The sequence below is a fragment of the Pseudomonas sp. FSL R10-0399 genome, assembly GCF_009600165.1.
GTDB classification, from domain to species: Bacteria; Pseudomonadota; Gammaproteobacteria; order Pseudomonadales; family Pseudomonadaceae; genus Aquipseudomonas; species Aquipseudomonas helleri.
The window spans coordinates 52,899-77,294 of the sequence record NZ_WIWK01000007.1 but is presented as its reverse complement, the minus strand read 5'-3'; the positions used below and the strand labels follow the sequence as shown (position 1 = coordinate 77,294).

General features: G+C 55.4%; 18 protein-coding genes and 2 tRNA genes. 11 read left to right on the top strand and 9 right to left on the bottom strand.

Going from position 1 to position 24,396, the window contains the following annotated elements; genetic code table 11:
- Nucleotides 1-56: 56 nt before the first annotated feature.
- From GHO41_RS03650 to GHO41_RS03615, 8 genes are all read left to right on the top strand, one after another.
- Nucleotides 57-141, top strand: a tRNA-Leu gene (locus GHO41_RS03650).
- Nucleotides 142-347: 206 nt separating this feature from the next.
- Nucleotides 348-423, top strand: a tRNA-His gene (locus GHO41_RS03645).
- A gap of 490 nt (nucleotides 424-913) precedes the next feature.
- Nucleotides 914-2,224: a trigger factor gene (gene tig, locus GHO41_RS03640; protein WP_048373030.1), complete on the top strand. Its 1,311-nt coding sequence runs from the start codon at nucleotides 914-916 to the stop codon at nucleotides 2,222-2,224.
- Nucleotides 2,225-2,315: 91 nt separating this feature from the next.
- Complete coding sequence (gene clpP / locus GHO41_RS03635; RefSeq protein WP_048373031.1) at nucleotides 2,316-2,957, top strand: ATP-dependent Clp endopeptidase proteolytic subunit ClpP; 642 nt, start codon at nucleotides 2,316-2,318, stop codon at nucleotides 2,955-2,957.
- 106 nt (nucleotides 2,958-3,063) lie between these two features.
- Nucleotides 3,064-4,347 carry an ATP-dependent Clp protease ATP-binding subunit ClpX gene (gene clpX / locus GHO41_RS03630; protein ID WP_048373032.1) on the top strand — a complete coding sequence of 428 codons (1,284 nt, stop codon included), beginning with the start codon at nucleotides 3,064-3,066 and terminating at the stop codon, nucleotides 4,345-4,347.
- Between the two features lie 163 nt (nucleotides 4,348-4,510).
- On the top strand, nucleotides 4,511-6,907 hold the full coding sequence (gene lon / locus GHO41_RS03625) for an endopeptidase La (protein WP_048373033.1): 2,397 nt from the start codon (nucleotides 4,511-4,513) through the stop codon (nucleotides 6,905-6,907).
- 146 nt (nucleotides 6,908-7,053) lie between these two features.
- Nucleotides 7,054-7,326 carry an HU family DNA-binding protein gene (locus tag GHO41_RS03620; protein ID WP_003183171.1) on the top strand — a complete coding sequence of 91 codons (273 nt, stop codon included), beginning with the start codon at nucleotides 7,054-7,056 and terminating at the stop codon, nucleotides 7,324-7,326.
- 229 nt (nucleotides 7,327-7,555) lie between these two features.
- Nucleotides 7,556-9,427, top strand: coding sequence for a SurA N-terminal domain-containing protein (locus GHO41_RS03615; protein ID WP_153327686.1), 1,872 nt, complete (start codon nucleotides 7,556-7,558; stop codon nucleotides 9,425-9,427).
- Nucleotides 9,428-9,507: 80 nt separating this feature from the next.
- Here the strand turns inward: GHO41_RS03615 and GHO41_RS03610 are convergent, their stop codons facing one another.
- Entirely contained in the window at nucleotides 9,508-10,416 is a 909-nt protein-coding gene (locus GHO41_RS03610; protein ID WP_048373035.1) for a LysR family transcriptional regulator, read from the bottom strand.
- 230 nt (nucleotides 10,417-10,646) lie between these two features.
- On the opposite strand from GHO41_RS03610, the gene GHO41_RS03605 reads away from it, so the two are divergent.
- Together GHO41_RS03605 and GHO41_RS03600 are read left to right on the top strand one after the other, a co-directional pair.
- Entirely contained in the window at nucleotides 10,647-11,789 is a 1,143-nt protein-coding gene (locus GHO41_RS03605; protein ID WP_053225296.1) for an MFS transporter, read from the top strand.
- A 45-nt stretch (nucleotides 11,790-11,834) separates the two neighbouring features.
- Nucleotides 11,835-12,725 carry an NAD(P)-dependent oxidoreductase gene (locus tag GHO41_RS03600; protein WP_153390524.1) on the top strand — a complete coding sequence of 297 codons (891 nt, stop codon included), beginning with the start codon at nucleotides 11,835-11,837 and terminating at the stop codon, nucleotides 12,723-12,725.
- A gap of 80 nt (nucleotides 12,726-12,805) precedes the next feature.
- Here GHO41_RS03600 and fabI read toward each other — a convergent pair whose 3' ends face one another.
- From fabI to gloB, 8 genes are all read right to left on the bottom strand, one after another.
- Nucleotides 12,806-13,600 (bottom strand): enoyl-ACP reductase FabI, encoded by a 795-nt coding sequence (gene fabI, locus GHO41_RS03595; protein ID WP_048373041.1) that lies wholly within the window; start codon nucleotides 13,598-13,600, stop codon nucleotides 12,806-12,808.
- A 19-nt stretch (nucleotides 13,601-13,619) separates the two neighbouring features.
- Nucleotides 13,620-15,230: an ABC transporter ATP-binding protein gene (locus GHO41_RS03590; RefSeq protein WP_153432985.1), complete on the bottom strand. Its 1,611-nt coding sequence runs from the start codon at nucleotides 15,228-15,230 to the stop codon at nucleotides 13,620-13,622.
- 1 nt (nucleotide 15,231) lies between these two features.
- Entirely contained in the window at nucleotides 15,232-16,251 is a 1,020-nt protein-coding gene (locus GHO41_RS03585) for an ABC transporter permease (protein ID WP_048373045.1), read from the bottom strand.
- Between the two features lies 1 nt (nucleotide 16,252).
- Nucleotides 16,253-17,326: a microcin C ABC transporter permease YejB gene (locus tag GHO41_RS03580; protein WP_153390521.1), complete on the bottom strand. Its 1,074-nt coding sequence runs from the start codon at nucleotides 17,324-17,326 to the stop codon at nucleotides 16,253-16,255.
- Nucleotides 17,327-19,168, bottom strand: a complete 1,842-nt coding sequence (locus tag GHO41_RS03575) for an extracellular solute-binding protein (protein WP_153374415.1) — start codon at nucleotides 19,166-19,168, stop codon at nucleotides 17,327-17,329. It lies immediately after the preceding gene.
- Nucleotides 19,165-20,994 (bottom strand): extracellular solute-binding protein, encoded by a 1,830-nt coding sequence (locus GHO41_RS03570; RefSeq protein WP_153432984.1) that lies wholly within the window; start codon nucleotides 20,992-20,994, stop codon nucleotides 19,165-19,167. Before GHO41_RS03570 ends, GHO41_RS03575 begins: the two co-directional genes overlap by 4 nt.
- A 155-nt stretch (nucleotides 20,995-21,149) precedes the next feature.
- Nucleotides 21,150-22,550: a LysM peptidoglycan-binding domain-containing protein gene (locus GHO41_RS03565; RefSeq protein ID WP_048387305.1), complete on the bottom strand. Its 1,401-nt coding sequence runs from the start codon at nucleotides 22,548-22,550 to the stop codon at nucleotides 21,150-21,152.
- 98 nt (nucleotides 22,551-22,648) lie between these two features.
- A complete protein-coding gene (gene gloB, locus GHO41_RS03560; protein ID WP_048387306.1) occupies nucleotides 22,649-23,428 on the bottom strand; it encodes a hydroxyacylglutathione hydrolase in 780 nt (259 codons plus the stop codon).
- Nucleotides 23,429-23,551: 123 nt separating this feature from the next.
- On the opposite strand from gloB, the gene GHO41_RS03555 reads away from it, so the two are divergent.
- Entirely contained in the window at nucleotides 23,552-24,310 is a 759-nt protein-coding gene (locus GHO41_RS03555; protein WP_123750085.1) for a class I SAM-dependent methyltransferase, read from the top strand.
- Nucleotides 24,311-24,396 lie beyond the last annotated feature (86 nt).

Sequence of the window (24,396 nt, the reverse complement as noted above, 5' to 3'; positions counted from 1 at the left end):
TATTCAGAAGGACGCCAGATTAATAATCTGGCGTCTTTGCTTCAAAAGTTTGAAATGCGGATGTGGTGGAATTGGTAGACACACTGGATTTAGGTTCCAGCGCCGCAAGGTGTGAGAGTTCGAGTCTCTCCGTCCGCACCAAATTAGGTTTCGCAATGTATCGCTGTGCGAAACCATTGAGAAAGCCGCCTGTGGCGGCTTTTTTATTGTGCAATAGGGGCTGTATCAGCAACTTGGCGCACAGGTAGTGAATCTTCAGTTCGCTGGTTCCACTAGTGGCCTATTGATACATTGCTGGCTCGACTGATTAAGCAAGGCTTGTTCGGTCAGGTGCAACATGCAATATGGTGGGCGTAGCTCAGTTGGTAGAGCACGGGATTGTGACTCCCGTTGTCGAGGGTTCGATCCCCTTCGTCCACCCCATATTTAAAAAAACGCCAGATTAACCATCTGGCGTTTTTGTTTTTGACGTTTAAAAAAGCGGCTGCAGTTCGACCTCGCGTGTTAAGACTGTGTCGTCATAAGGTCTTGATGCTTAAGTCTATTCACTGCATCCGGGCAGGCATTTTGCTCGTCAGACACTAAAAAAGCGCAGAACCTGAAAAGGCATGCGCTTTTTTTTGGTTTAAAAAGTTTAAGCGGTTCAGGGGTGGGTACACGCGGTGTTGGGTGACGTTTGTCAGGCGCATGTGTGTTCTCTGCTTCTATATAGAAGGCTCTGAACGGGGTCGTGTGTAAAGGTTTGTGTATTTTGAGCGGGTTAAGCAAATCATTGCTTGTGCTTAATAATGTACCGGTCGTTTCTATGTGCGATTTGGGTAGGGTGACTTCTTGAGTTTGACCCACTAGAATGCATGCCCTTGATTATGGGGTCGGAAACGGCCGGCTAATGTCTGTGCAACGAGGAATATCCATGCAAGTTTCTGTTGAAAATACTTCCGCTCTTGAGCGTCGCATGACCATTGGCGTGCCAGCTGAGCGTATTGAGGCTGAAGTCAACAAGCGTCTGCAACAGACTGCCCAAAAGGCCAAAATCCCGGGCTTCCGTCCAGGCAAAGTGCCAATGAGCGTGATCCGTCAGCGCTACGAAGCTGATGCGCGTCAAGAAGCTCTGGGCAACGTGATCCAGGCTTCCTTCTACGAAGCAGTGGTTGAGCAGAAGCTGAACCCGGCTGGCGCACCGTCGGTTGAGCCTAAAGTCTTCGAGAAAGGCAAAGATCTGGAATACATCGCGACATTCGAAGTGTTCCCTGAATTCGAAGTGACGGGTCTGGACACCATCGCCGTCGAGCGCCTGAGCGCCGAAGTGGCTGAAGCTGACCTGGACAAAATGCTGGACGTGCTGCGCAAGCAGAACACCCGCTTTGAAGTAACTGAGCGTGCTGCTCAGAACGAAGACCAACTGAACATCGATTTCGTTGGCAAGGTTGATGGCGAAGTATTCGCTGGCGGTTCCGCCAAGGGTACTCAGCTGGTTCTGGGCTCGGGCCGTATGATCCCTGGCTTTGAAGAAGGTCTGGTTGGCGCTAAAGCAGGCGAAGAACGCGTTCTGACCCTGACTTTTCCTGAGGACTACCAGAACCTGGACCTGGCAGGCAAAACTGCTGAGTTCACCGTGACCGTGAACACTGTTTCTGAGCCTAAGCTGCCAGAACTGAACGAAGAATTCTTCGCTCAATTCGGTATCAAAGAAACAGGTATCGAAGGTTTCCGCACCGAAGTTCGCAAGAACATGGAGCGTGAGCTGCGTCAGGCGATCAAATCCAAAGTTAAAAATCAGGTAATGGACGGCCTGCTGGCTGCCAACCCGATTGAAGTGCCAAAAGCACTGCTGTCCAACGAAGTTGATCGTCTGCGCGTGCAGGCTGTTCAGCAATTCGGTGGCAACATCAAGCCTGACCAACTGCCTGCCGAGCTGTTCGAAGAACAAGCCAAGCGCCGCGTTGTACTGGGTCTGATCGTTGCTGAAGTGGTTAAGCAGTTCGATCTGAAGCCTGACGAAGATCGCGTTCGCGACATGATTCAGGAAATGGCTTCCGCTTACCAGGAGCCAGAGCAGGTTGTAGCGTGGTACTACAAAAATGATCAGCAATTGAACGAGGTTCGTTCTGTTGTGCTGGAAGAACAAGTTGTGGATACTGTTCTGCAGAAGGCTAAGGTGACCGATAAAGCGGTCTCTTACGAAGAAGCTGTCAAGCCGGTGGAAGCTCCACAAGCCGACTGATTTGTGATTCGTTAGAAAACACAACCATAAGCCAGCCTCGAGCTGGCTTATGCGTATTCCAGACAAGACTTTTTGGGAGTGACTGCCGGACATGTCCCGCAATTCTTATATTCAGCAGAACTCTGACATTCAGGCCGCAGGCGGCCTGGTCCCGATGGTTGTTGAGCAATCTGCTCGTGGCGAACGCGCCTACGACATCTATTCGCGCCTCTTGAAGGAGCGGATCATCTTCCTGGTAGGCCCTGTCGAAGACTACATGGCCAACCTGGTAGCTGCGCAGTTGCTTTTCCTTGAAGCCGAAAACCCGGACAAGGACATCCATCTGTACATCAACTCCCCAGGCGGCTCGGTCACTGCAGGCATGTCGATCTACGACACCATGCAGTTCATCAAGCCAGACGTATCGACTATTTGCATTGGTCAGGCCTGCAGCATGGGTGCTTTCCTGCTGGCCGGTGGCGCACCGGGCAAGCGTCACTGCCTGCCTAACTCGCGCATGATGATTCACCAGCCACTGGGCGGTTTCCAGGGCCAGGCGTCGGATATCGACATCCATGCCAAAGAAATCCTCAACATCCGTCATCGCTTGAACTCGTTGCTGGCCCATCACACCGGTCAGTCGCTGGAAACCATCGAGCGTGACACAGAGCGTGACAACTTCATGAGCGCTGAGCGTGCAGCCGAATACGGTTTGATCGACTCTGTGTTCAGCAAGCGTCAAATGCCCGCTTAAGCAGCCCAAATGTAGGTGGTTGGATTAACCGACCACCTGCGGGCTTGAAAAAGCCCGCAGTTGCCTTCATCTTGTGTTGCAAGCCTATCGGATTTGGATCGATCGAATGACTGACACCCGCAACGGCGAGGACAACGGCAAATTGCTCTATTGCTCCTTCTGTGGCAAAAGCCAGCATGAAGTGCGCAAATTGATTGCCGGCCCCTCGGTGTTTATCTGCGACGAATGCGTCGACTTGTGCAACGACATCATCCGTGAGGAGGTGCAGGAAGCCCAAGCCGAAAGCAGCGCGCATAAATTACCTTCGCCAAAAGAAATCAGCGGCATCCTTGATCAATACGTGATTGGTCAGGAACGTGCCAAAAAGGTTTTGGCTGTAGCGGTTTACAATCACTACAAGCGCCTGAACCAGCGTGACAAAAAGAACGACGACGTCGAACTCGGCAAGAGCAACATCCTGCTGATCGGACCTACCGGCTCGGGTAAAACCCTGCTGGCCGAAACTTTGGCTCGTTTGCTGAACGTACCTTTCACCATCGCTGATGCCACCACACTGACCGAAGCCGGTTATGTGGGTGAAGATGTTGAAAACATCATTCAGAAATTGCTGCAGAAATGCGATTACGACGTAGAGAAAGCCCAAATGGGTATTGTCTACATCGATGAAATCGACAAGATTTCGCGCAAATCTGACAACCCTTCGATTACCCGTGATGTTTCCGGCGAAGGTGTGCAGCAAGCGTTGCTGAAACTGATCGAAGGCACCGTGGCTTCCGTACCGCCTCAAGGTGGTCGCAAGCACCCGCAGCAAGAGTTCTTGCAGGTTGATACCCGCAACATTCTGTTTATCTGCGGCGGTGCATTCTCGGGCCTTGAAAAGGTTGTGCAGGCGCGCTCGACTCGCGGCGGCATCGGCTTCAGTGCCGAAGTTCGCAGCAAGGAAGAGGGCAAGAAAGTTGGCGAATCGCTGCGTGAAGTCGAACCTGACGATCTGGTCAAGTTCGGTCTGATCCCGGAATTTGTCGGCCGTTTACCTGTTCTGGCTACTCTGGACGAACTGGATGAAGCAGCACTGATCCAGATTCTGACTGAGCCCAAGAACGCGCTGACCAAGCAATACGGCAAGTTGTTCGAGATGGAAGGCGTTGACCTTGAGTTTCGTGCAGACGCACTGAAAGCAGTGGCCAAGCGCGCCCTTGAGCGCAAGACCGGTGCTCGTGGTCTGCGTTCGATTCTCGAAAGCGTACTGCTCGATACCATGTATGAAATCCCCTCGCAGTCCGAGGTGAGTAAAGTGGTGATCGACGAAAGCGTTATAGAAGGTAAGTCCCAACCGTTGTTTATTTACGAAAGCAACGAAGTGGCTGCCAAGGCTGCACCTGACGCGTAAATGTATTGCTGCGTATGACATATTGCGTGTTAAAGAAGGGGCCTTCGGGCCCCTTTGTTTTTCCTGTCGCTCAGTGCTTGTTTTTTTTCGAGACAGCCCCCATCTTGGCTTCAAGCTTACTTCCACCTGATTACGGCCTTATGGCCGCCGTAGAGGCGAAATCATGAAGACAACCATCGAATTGCCTCTCCTGCCATTGCGCGATGTTGTTGTTTATCCGCACATGGTTATCCCACTGTTCGTGGGACGTGAGAAATCAATCGAGGCCCTTGAGGCTGCGATGACGGGCGACAAGCAGATTCTGCTGTTGGCTCAGAAAAATCCTGCAGACGATGATCCGGGCGAAGACGCGCTCTATCGTGTAGGTACGATTGCAACTGTCCTGCAACTGCTCAAGCTGCCGGACGGTACCGTTAAAGTGCTGGTTGAGGGCGAGCAGCGTGGCGCTGTGGAGCACTTCGGCCAGGCAGATGGCTACCTGAGCGCCGAAGTCTCGCTGATTGACGAAGTGGCCGTAGCAGAGCGTGAGTCCGAAGTCTTCGTACGCAGCTTGCTCTCGCAATTCGAACAGTACGTACAACTGGGTAAAAAAGTCCCGGCTGAAGTACTGTCTTCGCTCAACAGCATTGATGAGCCGAGCCGTCTGGTAGACACCATGTCTGCCCACATGGCCCTCAAAATCGAGCAAAAGCAGGAAATCCTCGAAATCATCAACCTGCAAGACCGGGTTGAGCATGTGCTGGCGTTGCTGGATGCCGAGATCGACTTGCTGCAAGTTGAAAAGCGCATTCGTGGTCGTGTCAAAAAACAGATGGAGCGCAGCCAGCGCGAGTACTACCTGAATGAGCAAATGAAAGCCATTCAGAAAGAACTGGGTGACGGTGACGAAGGTCACAATGAAATCGAAGAGCTGAAAAAACGCATTGATGAAGCGGGCTTGCCCAAAGATGCGATGACCAAGGCCCAGGCTGAGCTGAACAAGCTCAAGCAAATGTCGCCAATGTCGGCAGAAGCGACCGTCGTGCGCTCTTACATCGACTGGCTGGTACAGGTGCCTTGGAAGGCTCAAAGCAAAGTGCGTCTGGATCTCAAGCGCGCTGAAGACATTCTGGATGCCGACCACTACGGCCTGGAAGAAGTCAAAGAGCGGATCCTCGAATACCTCGCCGTGCAAAAGCGCGTGAAGAAAATTCGCGGTCCTGTGCTGTGCCTGGTAGGGCCGCCTGGCGTGGGTAAAACCTCGCTGGCAGAGTCCATTGCCCACGCGACAAACCGCAAGTTTGTACGCATGGCCTTGGGTGGCGTGCGTGATGAAGCTGAAATCCGCGGTCACCGCCGGACTTACATCGGTTCCATGCCGGGCCGATTGATTCAAAAAATGACCAAGGTTGGGGTGCGCAACCCGCTGTTCCTGCTCGATGAAATCGACAAAATGGGCAGCGACATGCGTGGCGACCCGGCGTCGGCCCTGCTTGAGGTGCTGGATCCGGAGCAAAACCACAACTTCAACGACCATTACCTTGAGGTTGATTACGACCTGTCGGACGTCATGTTCCTGTGCACCTCGAACTCCATGAACATCCCGCCAGCCTTGCTGGACCGGATGGAAGTGATTCGTCTGCCGGGCTACACCGAAGACGAAAAGATCAACATCGCGGTCAAATACCTCGCTCCGAAACAAATTGAAGCGAATGGTTTGAAGAAAGGCGAGCTGGCTTTCGATAACGCGGCCATCCGCGACATCATCCGTTATTACACCCGTGAAGCCGGTGTGCGGGGCCTTGAGCGTCAAATTGCGAAGATCTGCCGCAAGGCCGTGAAGGAACATGCGCTGGAAAAACGCTTTGCCGTCACCGTGACGCCGGAGCTGTTGGAGCACTTCCTCGGTGTAAGAAAATTCAGCTATGGCTTGGCAGAACAGGAAGATCAAATCGGTCAAGTGACGGGCCTTGCCTGGACGCAAGTGGGTGGCGAATTGCTCACCATTGAGTCGGCTGTCGTGCCTGGCAAAGGCCAGTTGATCAAGACCGGTTCGCTGGGTGATGTGATGGTTGAGTCCATTACCGCAGCGTTGACGGTGGTTCGCAGTCGCGCCAAGAGCCTCGGTATCCCATTGGATTTCCACGAGAAACGTGACATCCACATTCACATGCCCGAAGGCGCCACGCCTAAAGATGGCCCTAGCGCGGGTGTAGGAATGTGCACGGCACTGGTGTCGGCACTTACGCTGATTCCTGTGCGAGCTGATGTTGCAATGACCGGTGAAATTACCCTGCGTGGTCAGGTACTGGCCATCGGCGGTCTTAAGGAAAAACTCCTGGCAGCCCATCGCGGTGGAATCAAAACGGTCATTATTCCTGAAGAGAATGTCCGCGATCTGAAGGAAATTCCTGACAACATCAAGCAGGATCTTCAGATTAAACCGGTTAAATGGATTGACGAGGTCCTGCAAATTGCGCTGCAATACGCCCCGGAGCCCTTGCCAGATGTGGCTCCTGAGATTGTTGCCAAGGATGAGAAGCGCGAGTCTGACTCTAAGGAAAGAATTAGCACGCATTAATACGAATTTGCCTGAGGGGCTTTCTTGACGCTGTATAGAGCCCTTGTTATAAAGCGGCTCTATAAGTGTCCGTAATACTCAGGCAAACGTTTAGCTTTACCAAAAAACTTTAGAAACATACTCAGACAGATATAAGGGGACTTAGAGTGAACAAGTCGGAACTGATTGATGCTATCGCTGCATCTGCTGATATCCCGAAAGCTGCAGCTGGCCGTGCGCTGGACGCAGTAATCGAATCCGTCACTGGCGCTCTTAAGGCCGGCGACTCTGTGGTACTGGTTGGTTTCGGTACTTTCTCTGTGACCGATCGTCCTGCTCGCACAGGTCGTAACCCACAGACTGGTAAAACGCTGGAAATTCCTGCCGCTAAAAAACCAGGCTTCAAAGCCGGTAAAGCGCTGAAAGAAGCGGTTAACTAAGTTTCTGTAACACTTTTTACCCAACCGGGTCAGGCGCACGCCAGGCTTGGCAGCGGAGCGGTTGTACCGTCGATGGTTATATTGACGTGTTACGCCGAGGGTCGCGGGTTCGAGCCCGGTCCGCTCCGCCAGTTACGAGAAGGCGCATCCTCGGATGCGCCTTTCTTCTATCCGGACTCTACCCACGCTCCACGGTTGCTCATTGTGCAAGACCGTTTCTGGGGGAAGCATGCTGCAAAATATCAGGGACAATTCACAAGGCTGGATTGCCAAGACCATCATCGGTGTCATCGTCGCGTTGATGGCGTTGACCGGTTTCGATGCGATTTTTCAAGCCACCTCTCACAGCAAGGATGCGGCCAAAGTAAACGGTGAAGAAATCACCCAGGTTGAGCTCAGCCAGGCTGTCGACATGCAACGTCGTCAGTTGATGCAACAACTGGGCAAGGATTTCGACCCTGCATTGCTGGACGAAAAAATGCTGCACGATGCAGCCCTTAAAGGGTTGATCGACCGCAAGCTGTTGCTGCAAGGCGCCAACCAGGCCAAGTTCTCCTTCTCGGAAGCGGCTTTGGACCAGGTTATCCTGCAAACACCAGAGTTCCAGGACAATGGCCAGTTCAGCCCTGAACGTTTCGACCAGGTGATTCGTCAACTGGGTTACGGCCGACTGCAATTTCGCGAAATGCTGGGTCAGGAAATGCTGATTGGTCAGTTGCGTGCCGGTTTGGCAGGCAGCGGTTTCGTGACTGACGAAGAAGTGAACGCGTTTGCCCGTCTTGAGAAGCAAACCCGTGATTTCGCCACCCTGAACATCAAGGCTGATCCAGCTGCGGTGAAGGTCAGCGATGACGAGGTCAAGGCTTACTACGACGAGCACGCCAAAGAGTTCATGACCCCTGATCAGGTGGTGATTGATTACATCGAATTGAAGAAGTCCGCCTTCTTCGACCAGGTGGCAGTCAAAGATGATGAGCTGCAAGCGCTTTATCAGAAAGAAATAGCCAACCTGGCTGAACAGCGCCGCGCTGCGCACATCCTGATTGAAGTCAACGACAAGGTCAGCGACGCGCAAGCCAAAGCCAAAATTGAAGACATTCAACAGCGCTTGGCCAAAGGCGAAAGCTTCGAAGCACTGGCCAAAGAGTTCTCCCAAGACCCAGGTTCGGCTGCCAACGGCGGTGACCTTGGCTTTGCAGGCCCGGGTGTCTACGACCCAACGTTTGAGACGGCTGTCTATGCGTTGAAAAAAGATCAAGTATCGGAGCCGGTGCGTACCAGCTTTGGTTACCACTTGATCAAGCTGTTGGGCGTTGAGGCACCAGAAGTGCCGAGCTTTGCCAGCTTGAAAGACAAACTGACCCGTGATCTTAAAACCCAGCAGGTTGAGCGTCGCTTCGTCGATGCAACCAAGCAGCTTGAAGACTCGGCTTTCGAAGCATCCGATCTGGCCCAGCCGGCGCAAGAGCTGAACCTCACCGTTCATACCTCGGCACCGTTTGGTCGTGAGGGTGGCGAAGGCATCGCTGCCAACCGCGCTGTGGTTCAAGCCGCATTCAGCACCGAAGTAATGGATGAAGGCGCGAATAGCACCGCACTTGAGCTTGACCCTGAGACCGTTGTGGTTCTGCGTGTTAAAGAGCACCTTAAGCCAGAGCAACTGCCTCTGGAAGCCGTTGCCTCGAGCATTCATGCACATCTGGTCAAAGAGCAGGCGGCTGGCGCTGCTAAAGCCAAGGCTGAAGGCATCATCAAAGATCTGCGCGATGGCAAGCTGGCGTTGAACCAGCCGGTTGCCGGCCAAGCGTGGAAAGTTGATGAAGCCGTCACCCGTGGTCAGGACGGTATTGATCCTGTCGTGCTGCAAGCGGTCTTCCGCATGCCTAAGCCGGCAGCCAAGGATAAGCCGACCTTTAGCACTGTTAGCCTGGCTGATGGCACCGTTGTCGTACTGCGCCTTAATGGCGTAAACGATGATGCGAAGCCAACCGACGAAGAGAAAGCTTCTTACCGTCGCTTCCTGGCGTCGCGTTCGGGTCAGCAAGACTTTGCTGCCTACCGCAAGCAGTTGGAAAACGAAGCCAAGGTTGAGCGCTACTAAGCCCTCTGCATCGCTTCACTAAAAATGGCCGCTCACTGAGCGGCCATTTTTTTTGCGGTCCAAACGCTGACAAAACACCTTTATTTAATCAGGTCCATCACAAAGCTGAGCAGGGCGCGAGTCTTGGCCGGGACGTGATGGCGCGACGGGTAGTAGGCGTAGAGCGGGAATCGCTGGTCCGACCATTCGGGGAACAGTTGCACCAACTGATTTGATGAGGTGTATTGCTCGATCCCCAGTTCGAATAGCTGGGCAATGCCCAGGCCTGCCAGGCAGGCGCTGTAGACCGTTCCTGGGTCATTGACTGTGAGTTGCCCCTGGGGCTTCACGGTCAATTGTTTACGCTTTTGGTGAAACTCCCAGGCAAACGGTTTTCCCGTCACAGGTTCCCGGAAAAGAATGCAGCGGTGAGGCGTGTTTTCCAGTTCGCGTGGATCTGTCGGATGCCCAAAACGTTCTAAGTAGGCCGGGGATGCCATGGCCAAAACCCGAGTGTCGAACAGTTTTCGGGCGACAAGCGACGATGGGAGAGGGTGCCCAAAGCGCAGTGCCAGATCAAAACCATCTGCCACCAAATCTCCCAGATCCTCCTTGCTGCGCATGTCCAGTTCCAAGTCCGGATAGCTGTCCAGAAAAGGCCCCAGTCGCGGCCCAAGGATGAAGCGTGCGAATAGCGGGTCGACATTGATGCGCAGGCGACCCTGGACCATTTGTGCGTCACCGGCGGCACTGCTGGTGACCTCGGCCAGAGCGCCGATCAAAGGCATCACCTGCTCGTAAAAATGACGGCCTTCTTCGGTCAGCCTGACTGATCGTGTGGTGCGCTCGAAAATCCGGATCCCCAATCGGGTTTCCAGTCGGGCGACGGCTCTGCTGACACCGGACTGGGACATGTCCAGCACTTGGGCTGCGCCGCCAAAACTTCGTGTGTCGACCACTGCGGCCATGACATCCACGCCTTCAAGCAGTTGGGGGCTGAACGCTCGCATTAATGACTCCGGGGCATGGATATTGTGACTCTCATGCTATCGCACTTCTGCGAAGTAAATCCCACACTGGCTCTCGCTCAGCACACCACATTCATCGGGTGTGTTGGCCTTTCCCATCGCCATTCATTCGGGATGAAATGATGCAATCGATAGTTACAGATTCAAGCCCTGATCCTTCAGCGTCGCAACACCACGGGATGAAGGTCTCTAAAGGGCGAAGTGCAAGCGCCGTGCTCGCTTTAAGCCTGGGGTGCTTTTCTTTTGTCAGCACAGAACTCATGCCGGTCGGTGTTCTACCGGCACTGGCCCAAGGGCTGCACGTCTCGCTGGGCGTTGCAGGCTACCTGGTCACGATCTTTGCGTTCATGGTGGCCCTCACTGCCGCACCTCTCACCAGCCTGTTGGGGCACATCAACCGTAAAACCCTGATGTCGGGTCTTCTGGCCGTATGTTGCATCGGTAATCTGATTACCTTTCTGGCCTCAGGTTATTTCGTTGTGTTCATCGGCCGAATTCTGGTTGCCGCTGCCATTGGTGTGTTCTGGTCGACCGCGGTTGTCACCGCCGTGCACCTGGTTGCTACCCGCAATGCGGTGCGTGCGACGTCTATCGTGTTCGGCGGCGTTTCACTGGCCGCCGTACTTGGCGTTCCTGCGGGGTCCATGCTGGGCGATCTCTATGGTTGGCGTGCGGTATTCGCGGCACTCTCTGTGCTGAGCCTGATCGTGTTCATGCTGATTGTCTGGTCTGTCCCGGCTGTGCGTATTTCCCGAACGGCCAAACGCGGGGCCATGTCGTCTGTGCTCAAGAGTCGTTCTTTGCTGGCGATTTTTGGGATCACCGCCTTTGTCGTGACCGGTAACTTTCTGGCTTACACCTACATTGCACCGTACCTCGAGCAGGTAGCCAGGCAGAGTGCCGCGCAGATCAGCTTGCTTTTGCTGGTTTATGGCGCTGCGGGCGTGGTCACCAACTTTGCCATCGGGCCCTTTGCCGCGCGAGCGCCACGGGCCAGTCTGGGAGCAGTGACGGTGCTGCTTGGCGTGAGCCTGGCATGCCTGAATACCGCTGCGCTTAGCCACACCGCGGTCATTGTCACGCTTGCGGCCTGGGGCGCGGCCTACGGTGCGCTTCCCGTCTTGCTGCAGACCTTGGTGTTTAAAGAGGCATCCAAAATCGAAGGCGGTGCAGATGCCGCCACCTCTATCAACGTCTCTGTATTCAATGCCGCGATCGGGCTGGGCTCTCTGGTTGGGGGACTGTTGATCAATCTGGCCGGCCCGTTGCCCATACCGTTTGTATCGGCAGCTTTCGCGTTGGCCGGGCTTGCGGTGCTGTTTATCAGCCGCGAGCGCAAAGCCCGCAGGTCCTGATGCTATTCGTTTTCTCTACACACTTATCAAGCAGGTTGTTAAAGCATGAGCAACATTACAGTACTGGGCCTGGGGGCGATGGGGTCGCGGATGGCCGCTCGACTGATCGCCGCCGGGCATAAGGTCACGGTCTGGAACCGCACGGGCCGGGCTGCGCAACCGTTGGTTGACTTGGGCGCCACCCTGGCGGTGTCGCCAAGGGACGCCAGCCAAGGCGCTGAGTTTGTGATCGCTATGCTGCGTGATGATGAAGTGTCGCGTTTCGTATGGCTGGATCCTGAGTGTGGGGCGCTCGCGGGAATGTCACCCGACACTGTCGCAATCGAGAGTTCAACCCTGACGTCGGGCTGGATACAGATGCTGGGTGCGCACATGCAGCATCAACGGGTATCACTGCTGGAGGCGCCCGTTTCCGGATCCCGGTTGCAGGCCGATACAGGGCAGTTGACCTACCTGATCGGCGGGGACACACAGGTGCTTGAGCGTTGTCGTCCTGTGCTGGGTGCATTGGGTTCTGGTATCCACCATACCGGTGCATTGGGGCATGGGGCGCTCACCAAGCTCGCAACCAATGCCTTGTTAGGCATACAAGTAACCGGTTTGGCTGAGATCATCGGCATGCTTAAGCGCAGTGGCGCCGATGCTTCGCACGTGTTGGCGGCGATGGCAGGCACTTCTGTCTGGGCGCCGGTTGCCACTTACCTTGCCAATACGATGCTGGCAGAGAACTTCGCCCCGCAGTTTCCCGTAGAACTCATCGAGAAAGACTTCGGATACGTGTTGAATGAAGCCGGAATTTCCAGGGATGCACCGACCATCGCTGCGGCACATGGGGTGTTTCAGCAGGCAATGGCGCAAGGGCTAGGTGCAGAGAACATGACCAGCGTCGTGCGGCTATTTACCGCGCAGCATGCGCCTGGTGAGGCAGATAGCTGACGCGGGCTGTGAGCCAAAACAAAAAACGCCCGGTGCAGACTCTGCACCGGGCGTTTTTATTGGCGGTTGCGCCGAAGCAATTACTCTTCGAGGCTGCCCATAGCGGTGGTGTTGAAGCCGCCGTCTACGTACATGATTTCGCCGCTGATGCCCGAGGCCAGGTCGGAACACAGGAAGGCGCCGGCGTTGCCGACTTCTTCGATGGTCACGTTACGGCGCAGCGGGGTTTGAGCTTCGTTGGCTGCCAGCATTTTGCGGAAGTTCTTGATGCCCGAAGCGGCCAGGGTACGGATCGGACCGGCCGACACGCAGTTAACGCGAGTGCCTTCCGGGCCCAGGCTGCCTGCCAGGTAACGTACACCGGCTTCCAGGCTGGCTTTGGCCATGCCCATCACGTTGTAGTTAGGCATGGTGCGCTCAGCACCCAGGTAGGACAGGGTCAGCAGGCTGCCATTGCGGCCTTTCATCATCGGGCGACCGGCTTTGGCCAGGGCCACGAAGCTGTAGGCGCTGATGTCGTGAGCGATGCGGAAGCCTTCACGGGTGGTGGCGTCGGTGAAGTCACCGTCCAGTTGGTCGCCAGGGGCGAAACCTACGGAGTGAACGATGCAGTCCAGGCCGTCCCACTTCTTGCTCAGGTCTTCGAAAACCTTGGCGATTTCTTCATCGCTGGCAACGTCGCAAGGGAAGCACAGTTCCGGGCCAGAGCCCCAGCCTGCGGCGAACTCTTCAACGCGGCCTTTAAGCTTTTCGTTCTGATAAGTGAAGGCAAGTTCAGCGCCTTCACGGTGCATGGCGGCAGCAATGCCAGAAGCGATGGACAATTTGCTGGCGACACCGACGATCAGGACGCGCTTACCGGCGAGAAAACCCATGTGTTGTTCCTCTATCAGGTTAATCGACAGCCACTGGTGCCAAAAAGGCGGCTTCCAGCAGCTGTTGTGTATATGGATGTTGCGGTGAGGCAAAGATACTTTGCGCATCACCCTGTTCGACCACTTGGCCATGCTTGACCACCATCAGTTGGTGGCTCAGCGCTTTGACTACCGCCAGGTCATGGCTGATAAACAAATATGTCAGGTTGTACTTGGTTTGCAGCGAGCGTAACAACTCGACTACCTGGCGTTGTACTGTGCGGTCCAACGCTGAGGTTGGCTCGTCCAGCAGAATCAACGCCGGTTTTAATACCAGTGCCCGGGCAATGGCGATTCGTTGCCGTTGCCCGCCAGAAAACTCGTGAGGGTAGCGGTGCCGGGTTTCCGGATCCAGACCTACTTCTCGCAAGGCTTCAATAATTGCCTTTTCCTGCTCTTCAGGTGTGCCCATACGGTGAATGCGCAAGCCTTCACCGACGATCTCGCTGACGCTCATGCGTGGGCTGAGACTGCCAAACGGGTCCTGAAACACCACCTGCATTTCTCTGCGCAGGGGTCTTACTTCCTGGCGTGACATGCAGTCTAACCGTTTGCCTTCAAAACGGATCAATCCTTCGCTGCCAATCAGGCGCAAAATCGCCAGGCCCAGCGTCGATTTTCCTGATCCGCTTTCTCCCACAATCCCCAGGGTCTGCCCTTGAGGCAGGCTGAAGTTAATCCCGTCGACCGCTTTGACGTAATCCACGGTCTTGCGTAACAAGCCTTTTTTGATCGGGAACCACACTTTGAGGTCCTCGACTTCCAGCAACGGCGCCCCGGCAAGCGTGTCAGCCGGGCCTCCGCTGGGCTCTGCGCTGAGCAGTTCCCGGGTGTACGGATGCTGTGGTGAACGAAACAATTGCTCACACGATGCTTGTTCGACGATGCAACCGCGCTGCATGACACATACTCTGTGCGCAATTCGTCGAACCAGGTTCAAATCGTGACTGATCAGTAACAGCGACATGCCCAGACGCGCCTGTAATTCCTTGAGCAATTCGAGGATTTTCAACTGAACGGTGACGTCCAGTGCGGTGGTGGGTTCGTCGGCAATTAACAGTTCGGGTTCATTGGCCAGGGCCATGGCGATCATGACACGCTGGCGCTGGCCACCTGACAGCTCGTGTGGCAGCGCTTTAAGGCGTTTGTGTGGCTCGGGGATGCCCACCAGCTCAAGCAGCTCCAGCGTGCGCAGGGTGGCCTCTTTGCCGGTCAGGCCTATGTGAATGCCCAGCACTTCATTGATTTGTTTTTCAATGCTGTGCAGCGGGTTCAGCGAGGTCATGGGCTCCTGAAAAATCATGGCAATGCGGTTGCCGCGAATATGCCGCAGCTTTTTCTCATCCAGGTGCAGCAGGTCTTGCCCGGCATACTCAATGCTGCCGTGTGGATGGCGCGCCATGGGGTAGGGCAGCAGCCGCAGAATGGAGTGTGCGGTCACCGATTTGCCGGAGCCGCTTTCGCCAACCAGTGCCAGGGTTTCGCCGCGTTTGATATCGAAATTGATGCCTTGCACAACACGGTGTGATTGCTCGCCGGTGACAAACTCAACGGCGAGATCACGCACTTCGATCAGAATGTCCTGCGTCATCTTATTTCCTCGGATCGAAGGCATCGCGAGCGGACTCGCCGATAAACACCAGCAGGCTCAGCATGATGGCCAGCACCGCAAAGGCGCTGATGCCCAGCCACGGCGCTTGCAGGTTGGATTTGCCCTGCGCGACCAGTTCGCCCAGCGACGGCGCGCCCGGCGGCAGGCCAAAGCCCAGGAAGTCCAGCGCGGTGAGCGTGCCAATGGCGCCGGTCAAAATAAACGGCATAAAGGTCATGGTCGAAACCATGGCGTTGGGCAGGATGTGCCGGTACATGATGGCCATGTCTTGCATGCCGAGTGCGCGAGCGGCGCGTACATATTCCAGGTTTCGCCCGCGCAAAAATTCGGCGCGCACCACATCCACCAGGCTCATCCATGAGAACAGCAGCATGATCCCCAGCAGCCACCAGAAGTTGGGCTGCACAAAACTCGCCAGAATTATCAGCAGGTACAGCACCGGCAGCCCCGACCAGATCTCCAGGAAGCGCTGGCCTGCCAGATCGACCCAGCCGCCATAAAACCCCTGAAGCGCACCTGCGATAACGCCGATGATCGAGCTCAAAATAGTCAACGTCAGGGCGAACAGCACTGAAATCCTGAAGCCATAAATCACCCGTGCCAGCACATCGCGCCCTTGGTCGTCGGTGCCCAGCCAGTTTTCCAGAGACGGCGGAGCGGGGGCTGGCACTTTCAGGTCGTAGTTAATGCTCTGATAGCTGTAGGGGATCGGTGGCCACACCACCAGGGCGTCTTTCTTGGCCAACAGTTCGCGGATGTACGGGCTTTTGTAGTTGGCCTCGAGCGGGAATTCACCGCCGAAGTCGGTTTCTGGGTAGCGCTTGAGCGCAGGGAAATACCATTCACCGTCGTAATGGACCACCAGCGGTTTATCATTGGCGATCAGTTCAGCGCCCAGGCTCAGCCCAAACAGCACGATAAACAGCCACAAAGACCACCAGCCACGCTTGTTGGCTTTGAAACGTTCGAAACGTCGTCGATTGAGAGGGGACAGTTTCATCTCAATGCTCCCGGCTTTCAAAGTCGATACGCGGATCAACCAGGGTGTATGAGAGGTCGCCGATCAGTTTCACCACCAGCCCGACCAGCGTGAAGATAAACAGGGTGCCAAACACCACCGGGTAATCGCGATTGATCGCAGCTTCGAAGCTCATCAGCCCGAGGCCGTCCAGCGAGAAGATCACTTCAACCAGCAATGAGCCGGTAAAGAAGATGCCGATGAAGGCCGACGGGAAGCCGGCAATCACCAGTAGCATGGCGTTGCGAAACACGTGCCCGTAGAGCACGCGGTGATTGGTCAAGCCCTTGGCCTTGGCCGTGACCACGTATTGTTTGTTGATCTCATCCAGAAAGCTGTTTTTGGTCAGCAAGGTCATGGTGGCAAAGTTACCGATGACCAGCGCGGTGATGGGCAGCGCCAAGTGCCAGAAATAGTCGAGGATCTTGCCGCCCAGGCTGAGCTCGTCGAAGTTGTTGGAGGTCAGGCCGCGCAATGGGAACCAGTCCAGATAACTGCCCCCGGCGAACACCACGATCAGCAGAATGGCAAACAAAAAGGCCGGAATCGCGTAACCGATAATGATTGCCGAACTGGTCCATACGTCAAAGTGGCTGCCATGGCGCGTGGCCTTGGCGATACCCAGCGGGATCGAGACCAGGTACATGATCAGCGTGCTCCACAACCCCAGCGAAATGGACACCGGCATTTTTTCTTTGATCAGGTCGATGACCTTGGCGTCCCGGAAAAAACTCTCACCGAAATCCAGTTGGGCGTAGTTCTTGATCATGATCCACAGGCGTTCAGGCGCTGACTTGTCGAAACCGTACATCTTCTCGATTTCTTCAATCAGCGCCGGGTCCAGGCCTTGCGCGCCCCGGTAGTTGGAGCCAGCCACCGAGACTTCCGAGCCGCCTCCGGCGATACGGCTGGTTGCTCCGTCGAAGCCTTCAAGTTTGGCGATCATCTGGTCAACCGGGCCGCCAGGGGCGGCCTGAATAATGACGAAGTTAATCAGCAGAATGCCGAACAGCGTCGGAATAATTAGCAGCAGTCGCCTGAATATATACGCCAGCATTTACGGCTCCAGGCTTTCGCTTGTGGGTTTGGTAGGGGTTACGGGCGCTGCATCAGGTTTTGCCCACCACGTCTCGGTGCCGATGTCGTACAGCGGGGTCACCGCCGGGTGGCCAATGTTGTGCGAGTAGGCGACGCGCCAGGTTTTGATGTGCCAGTTGGGGATGACGTAGTAGCCCCATTGCAACACGCGGTCCAGCGCCCGGGCGTGGTTGATCAGGCTTTGCCGGGAATCGGCATGGATCAGGTCTTCGGTCAGTTGATCGATGGCCGGGTCTTTAAGGCCAATAAAATTACGGCTGCCGGGTTTGTCGTAGCTCGACGATTCCCAGTATTCACGCTGCTCACTGCCCGGCGAGTTGGACTGCGGGAAGCTGCCGACAATCATGTCGAAGTCCCGTGAACGCAGGCGATTGAGGTATTGCGAGGTGTCGACCCGACGAATTTGCAGATCGATACCCAAGTCGCTGAGGTTGCGTTTGTAAGGCAGCAGAATTCGCTCGAATTCCGATTGCGCCAGCAAGAACTCAATTTTTACCGGCTTGCCTTGGGCGTCGACCATCTTGTCATCGACGATACGCCAGCCAGCGTCTTGCAGCAGTTGATAGGCGCGGCGCTGTTGGTCGCGAATCATGCCGCTGGCGTCGGTGACGTTGGGTTTGAAGACCTCGGTGAAAACCTTGTCCGGTATCTGGCCACGCAAGGGTTCTAAAATAGCCAGCTCTTCTGCGCTCGGAAGTTCCTTGGCGGCCATTTCCGAGTTCTCAAAATAACTGCCGGTGCGTGAATAGGCGCCGCTGAACAGTTGCTTGTTGGCCCATTCGAAGTCAAACAGCAGGCTCAGGGCCTCGCGAACCCGTACATCCTGAAACATGGGTTTGCGCAGGTTGAAGATAAAGCCCTGCATGCCGGTCGGGTTATGGTTGCGAATTTCTTCTTTTTTCAAGCGGCCCTGGGTGAAGGCTGGCGCGTTGTAGGCACTCGCCCAGTTCTTGGCGCTGATCTCGAACCAGTAATCAAACTGCCCGGCCTTGAGGGCTTCGAATGCCACGCTGTTGTCGCGGAAGTAGTCCACGGTAATCGCATCGAAGTTGTACAGGCCCTTGTTGATCGGCAGGTCTTTGCCCCAGTAATCCTTGTTGCGCTCGTAGCGGATGGAGCGCCCGGGTTTGATGTCCGTGATGGTGTAGGGGCCGCTGCCGACAGGGATTTCAAGGTTGCCTTTACCGAAGTCTCGGGTTTCCCACCAATGCTTGGGCAGGACGGGCAGTTGCCCCAGAATCAGCGGCAGTTCGCGGTTTTTGTTGTGCTTGAAGGTGAACTTCACCTGCAACGGGTTTTCGGCAATGGCCTGGTCGACATCGCTGTAATAGCCCTTGTACAGCGGCGAGCCGTTCTTCATCAGTGTGTCGAAGGTAAACACCACATCTTCGGCGCGGATCGGGTGGCCATCGTTGAACTTGGCTTCGGGGCGCAGGTAAAAACGTACCCAGCTGTTATCTGGCGCCTTTTCCATCTTTTGCGCGATTAAACCGTAGGAGGTAAACGGTTCGTCCAGCGTCTGGCGGGTCAGGGTGTCGAAGGTCATTTCAATCCCTTCGGCCGGTACGCCCTTGTTGATAAACGGGTTGAGGCTGTCAAAGCTGCCGGTAGTTGATTTGCGAAAGATGCCGCCCTTGGGGGCATCCGGGTTCACGTAATCGACATGTTTGAAGTCAGCCGGGTATTTCGGCGGCTCATCGTAAAGCGTCAATGCATGTTGTGGAGCGGCCAATGCCGCACAGGTCGCACTGGCCAGCAACAGGCCGGCCAGCGGTTTTAGCCAGGTACGCAAAGGCATCATCGGGTTTTCTCCGTAGGCTTGAGCCACCATGCGCTAAGGCCCAGCGTGTAAGGCGGCGTCGTCACAAAGGCGAACCGGTTGCGGTACGCCAGGCGGTGATAATTCAGATACCAGTTGGGAATCATGTAGTGCTGCCAGAGTAAAACGCGATCCAGCGCCCGGCCAGCAGCCAGTTGTTCTTCGCGGTTCTGTGCGGCCAGGAGTTTTTCCAGCAATTGATCGACGATCGGGCTGGCAACCCCTGCATAGTTCTTGCTGCCCTTGACGTTGGCCTGGCTGGAGTGGAAGTACTGCCACTGTTCAAGCCCTGGGCTCAAGGTCTGATCGAGGGTCATCAGGATCATGTCGAAATCGAATTGGTCCAGCCGCTGTTTGTATTGCGCGCGATCGACAGTGCGCAGCCGCGCTTCGATACCGATGCTGGCGAGGTTCTCGACATAAGGTTGCAAAATGCGTTCGAGGTTCGGATTGACCAGCAATATCTCGAACGTCAGCGGTTTGCCTTCGCTACTGAGCAAGCGTTGCCCGGACAGTTTCCAGCCACCTTGGGCCAACAGATCCAGAGCGTGGCGCATGGTTTCGCGGGGGATGCCGCGGCCATCAGTTTTCGGCAGGCTGAAGGCTTGGCTGAACAGTTCGGGTGGCAGCTGGCTGCGCCAAGGGGAGAGCATCAGCCATTCATGGCCTTGGGGGATGCCGCTGGCCGAGAACTCACTGTTGGGGTAGTAGCTCTCGGCCCGTTGATATGAGCCATTGAATAAGGCGCGGTTGGTCCATTCGAAGTCGAACATTTGCCCCAGTGCTTCGCGAACTTTAGCTTGCGCGAAGGTACTGCGGCGGCTGTTCATAAACAGGCCTTGTGTCTGGGTCGGGATCTGATGGGTGATTTCAGCCTTGATCACATCGCCACGGCGTACTGCCGGAAACCGGTAGGCATTGGCCCAGTTCTTGGCCTGGTGTTCGATATAAATGTCGAATTCGCCCGCCTTGAACGCTTCGAAGGCAACGTTGCTGTCACGGTAAAACTCCACTTCGACCCGGTCGAAATTGTATTTACCGCGATTGACCGGCAGGTTGGCGCCCCACCAGTTTTTGACATGTTCAAACACCAACTGTCGGCCTGGGGTCACCTTGGTGATGCGATAAGGCCCGCTGCCCAGCGGTGGCTCGAACGTTGTCGCTTTGAAGTCGCGTTTCGCCCAGTAGTGCTGCGGCAGAACCGGCAATTCCCCCAGCCGCAGAATCAATAACGGATTGCCCGCACGTTTAAAAACAAAACGGATACGCTTGGGGCCCAAAATATCGACGCGCTGAACTTCTTGAAGGTTGGTCCGGTATTGAGGATGGCCTTCTTTTAGCAGCAAGTTGTAAGAAAACGCTACATCGTAGGCGGTGATGGGTTTGCCATCATGAAAACGTGCTTCGGGTCGCAGGTTAAACACCACCCAACTGCGGTCTTCGTTGTATTCGACTGATTGTGCAATCAAGCCATAACTGGACGTAGGTTCGTCACCGGACGGGGCATATTGGCCAGTACCGGCCATTAATGTCTCGTTGAGTTCGTTGACTCCGTATTGCAAGAAGTTTGCAGTCGAAACCGGGCTGGTACCCTTGAAGGAATAAGGGTTAAGCGTGTCAAACGTGCCAAATGCCATGACCCGCAACGTCCCGCCTTTAGGCGCGTCGGGATTTACCCAATCGTAATGAGTAAACGTTGCCGGGTATTTGAGAGTACCGAACTGTGCATAACCGTGGCTTTCACTCAGGGTCGCACTCGCCGGAAAGCTCAAGGCCAGATTGATAAGAACTAACAGAAGGGGACGCATTAAGTCAGGTATTCGATCCGGGCATTGGGCTGAAGGTTTCCGTACAGTAACAGCTTGTATCTGTAGGAAAAAGGCCACGCCAGAAAGCACTGCGGGCAAGCAACTTCCTGCAATTTAGTAGGAGTATGCTTGCCCGCATGTACGTGCGAACCGAATCAGTGCGGCTTGTAGACCGTCAGGACTTGACCGGGCTTGAGGGCCTTGGCTGAATTTGGATTCCAGCGCTTAAGGTGCTGCATTTCAACATTGAAACGCTTGGCAACAATGTATAAAGAGTCGCCTTTTTTAACCGTGTAAGTTGTGGCTTTTTTAGCAGCAGGCTTGCGGGTGTCCTGCATGACCAGCGTTTGGCCAGCCTTCAGGTTATGCCCGCTAAGTTTGTTCCAGCGCTGCAGATCTTTGACATTAACTTTGTTGGCTTTGGCGATCAGTGTCAGGTTGTCGCCGCGTTTAACCCGGTATTGGCGTGTTGGCCGGGCCGGCGGGTTGCTGGCGACTGTGTCGAAAACGGCCTTTTTGGGGCGCAGGCTCACCAGTTCTTCAGGCTTGAGATTTGACAGACTGGCGGTCAACAACTGGGCTTTGGACGTTGGCACCAGCAAGTGTTGCGGGCCATCAGTGGTGGCGCGCTGCTTGTAGGCGGGGTTCAACTGAAACATTTCGTCTTCGTCGATCTCGGCCAGGGCTGCCACGCGGGACAGGTCCATGGACTGCTTGATCTCGACCATCTCGAAGTACGGTTCGTTGGCAATCGGGTTGAGATTGATGCCATAGGCTTCGGGGGTCAGCACCACCTGTGACAGGGCCAGCAGCTTGGGCACATAGTCTTTGGTTTCCTGCGGCAAAGGCAGGTTCCAGTAGTCGGTCGGCAAGCCGAGTTTTTCGTTGCGTTCAATCGCCCGGCTGACCGTGCCTTCACCTGCGTTATAAGCGGCCAGTGCCAGCAGCCAGTCACCGTTGAACATGTCATGCAGGCGCGTCAGGTAGTTCATGGCCGCGAGGGTCGAGGCGGTAATGTCGCGTCGGCCATCGTAGGCGCGTGTTTGGCGCAGATTGAAATAACGGCCTGTCGACGGGATAAACTGCCAAAGCCCCACCGCATTGGCGTGGGAATACGCCATCGGGTTGTAAGAGCTTTCGATTACCGGCAATAACGCCAGTTCGAGTGGCATGTTGCGTTCTTCAAGGCGCTCGACGATGTAATGAATGTACAAGCTGCCGCGTTCGCCGGCGCCTTCAAGAAAAGACGGGTTGCTGGCAAACCATAAACGCTGTTGTTCGATACGCGGGTTGACGCCCAGGCCTTCTTGTAGCTGGAAGCCTTGACGCATGCGTTCCCAGACGTCTTTGGGGGCAACAGGCCCCGGCTTTTCCTTGAGCCAGAGCGGCTCTTGAGGAATGCGTTTGGTCAGTTTGAGAGTGGGCCGATCGACCGTTTGGGTCGAATGATCGAAGCTCTGGCATCCCGCCAAAGTGGCGGACACAACCACCGCGATCGCTTTAGCCAAGCGCGTCAATGCGTCTGAACTGATGGAGTTAGATTTAAATGACGACATTGGTTAAAGATAGTTTCGGGCAAAAATGTCGGGCGATTCTAGAAAGCAGGTGGGGCGCGGTCAACCATTCAGAATTTTAATGGCAACCGCGACGCTGATTAAAACTTGTCTTTCCAGCTACGCAAGCTGGCAAAGACCGCGCTGGGCGAGTCATTGTCACGCTTGTTCCATTCGTCAGCTTTTTCTTTAACAGATATTTCGTTAACCCGCAGAAACGGATTAGTGCGCAATTCAAGCGCAATACTTGATGGCAAACTGATTTTGCCTGCGTCACGCCAGGCCGCAACTTGTGCAACTCGGTCGGCAATATCCGGATTATTCGGCTCTACCGCTTGGGCAAAGCGCAAGTTGCTTTGTGTGTATTCGTGAGTGCAATACACCTCAGTGTGCGCTGGCAAGGCTGCCAACCGACTTAAAGAGTGATGCATTTGTTCAGGAGTACCTTCAAATAACCGGCCGCAACCAGCCGCGAACAACGTATCGCCGCTGAACAATAGTGGCTTTGAAACATCAGCGTGGTAATAAGCGATATGACCCAAGGTATGCCCAGGTACCAGAAATACTTTGAATTCAATTCCCAGTACGTTGATCACATCGTTATCGTTAAGTGGCACTTGTCGCGCGGGAATGTTTTCCAGCGCCGGGCCCCAGACTTTAGCGCCTGTGGTGGTGTGTAATTGCTCAACGCCACCCACATGGTCATGGTGATGGTGGGTGACCAGAATATCGCTGAGAGCCCACTCGGGATGGTGCTTGAGCCAGTTCAGCACCGGGGCGGCGTCACCCGGATCGACCACGGCGCAGCGTTTTTGGGTCGTATCCTGTAACAACCATATGTAGTTGTCGCTGAAGGCGGGCAGGGCGTCGATCTGTAACATGGTGCAATTCCCAAGTGCGAGACAATGGCGCATCTTAGGGGCTGTTGGTGTTGCAATGCGAGCCGCGTTGCAGCGCCAGCCGAACGAAGAGGCGTAACCGGTGGATGGCGAGGTGGAGGAACAATGACCGATAAACCATTGGCTCAGGCGGACCCTGAGTGGCTGGCACTGATCAGTTCGGCCCGCGAATGGCTGTCTGGTCCCCTTGGCCAGTTGCTGCTGGAAGATGAGCAGCGTGTGCTTGAGGACGAACTCGGACGCTATTTCGGTGGCTACCTGGTGCATTACGGTCCGGGTGCCGACACGCCGCCCAAGGCTCCGCAAGTGCAGCGCAATGTGCGGCTGGGCGCGCCTTTACCGGGTGTCGAAATCATTTGTGAAGAGCAATCCTGGCCTTTATGCGAGCACGCGGCCGATGTGGTGGTGTTGCAGCACGGTCTGGATTTTTGTTTGTCACCTCACGGTCTGCTGCGTGAAGCCGCCAGCAGCGTCCGCCCCGGCGGGCATTTGTTGATTGTGGGGATCAACCCCTGGAGCAGTTGGGGGCTGCGGCATGTTTTTGCCAAAGATGCCCTGCGCAAGGCACGGTGCATTTCCCCGTCGCGGGTTGCCGACTGGCTGAATCTGCTGGGCTTTGCGCTGGAGAAACGCCGCTTCGGATGCTATCGTCCGCCGCTTGCTTCCAAGGCGTGGCAAGGCCGTTTGTCAGGTTGGGAGCGCAAGGCCGGTAGCTGGCAATTGGCCGGTGGGGGCTTCTATGTATTGGTCGCCCGCAAAATGGTGGTGGGTTTGCGGCCCGTCAAGCCACTGCGTCGAGAGCCAAAAGGCAAACTGATCCCTCTGCAGATGGCCAAGGTCAATCGACCTGATATTGAACCCTAATTTAAAATGCCGGGTCGGGTTAACCCGGCCCCAGGTGCTGCCATCACGACTTGATAGGCAGGCCGAGGCAGTTCTTTCTGGATAGT

Bases quoted from the DNA above. Each gene is read 5' to 3' on its own strand.
- tig (WP_048373030.1), top strand. From the start codon at position 914: ATGCAAGTTTCTGTTGAAAATACTTCCGCTCTTGAGCGTCGCATGACC.
- clpP (WP_048373031.1), top strand. From the start codon at position 2,316: ATGTCCCGCAATTCTTATATTCAGCAGAACTCTGACATTCAGGCCGCA.
- clpX (WP_048373032.1), top strand. From the start codon at position 3,064: ATGACTGACACCCGCAACGGCGAGGACAACGGCAAATTGCTCTATTGC.
- lon (WP_048373033.1), top strand. From the start codon at position 4,511: ATGAAGACAACCATCGAATTGCCTCTCCTGCCATTGCGCGATGTTGTT.
- GHO41_RS03615 (WP_153327686.1), top strand. From the start codon at position 7,556: ATGCTGCAAAATATCAGGGACAATTCACAAGGCTGGATTGCCAAGACC.
- GHO41_RS03610 (WP_048373035.1), bottom strand. From the start codon at position 10,416: ATGCGAGCGTTCAGCCCCCAACTGCTTGAAGGCGTGGATGTCATGGCC.
- GHO41_RS03600 (WP_153390524.1), top strand. From the start codon at position 11,835: ATGAGCAACATTACAGTACTGGGCCTGGGGGCGATGGGGTCGCGGATG.
- fabI (WP_048373041.1), bottom strand. From the start codon at position 13,600: ATGGGTTTTCTCGCCGGTAAGCGCGTCCTGATCGTCGGTGTCGCCAGC.
- GHO41_RS03590 (WP_153432985.1), bottom strand. From the start codon at position 15,230: ATGACGCAGGACATTCTGATCGAAGTGCGTGATCTCGCCGTTGAGTTT.
- GHO41_RS03585 (WP_048373045.1), bottom strand. From the start codon at position 16,251: ATGAAACTGTCCCCTCTCAATCGACGACGTTTCGAACGTTTCAAAGCC.
- GHO41_RS03580 (WP_153390521.1), bottom strand. From the start codon at position 17,326: ATGCTGGCGTATATATTCAGGCGACTGCTGCTAATTATTCCGACGCTG.
- GHO41_RS03575 (WP_153374415.1), bottom strand. From the start codon at position 19,168: ATGATGCCTTTGCGTACCTGGCTAAAACCGCTGGCCGGCCTGTTGCTG.
- GHO41_RS03570 (WP_153432984.1), bottom strand. From the start codon at position 20,994: ATGCGTCCCCTTCTGTTAGTTCTTATCAATCTGGCCTTGAGCTTTCCG.
- GHO41_RS03565 (WP_048387305.1), bottom strand. From the start codon at position 22,550: ATGTCGTCATTTAAATCTAACTCCATCAGTTCAGACGCATTGACGCGC.
- gloB (WP_048387306.1), bottom strand. From the start codon at position 23,428: ATGTTACAGATCGACGCCCTGCCCGCCTTCAGCGACAACTACATATGG.
- GHO41_RS03555 (WP_123750085.1), top strand. From the start codon at position 23,552: ATGACCGATAAACCATTGGCTCAGGCGGACCCTGAGTGGCTGGCACTG.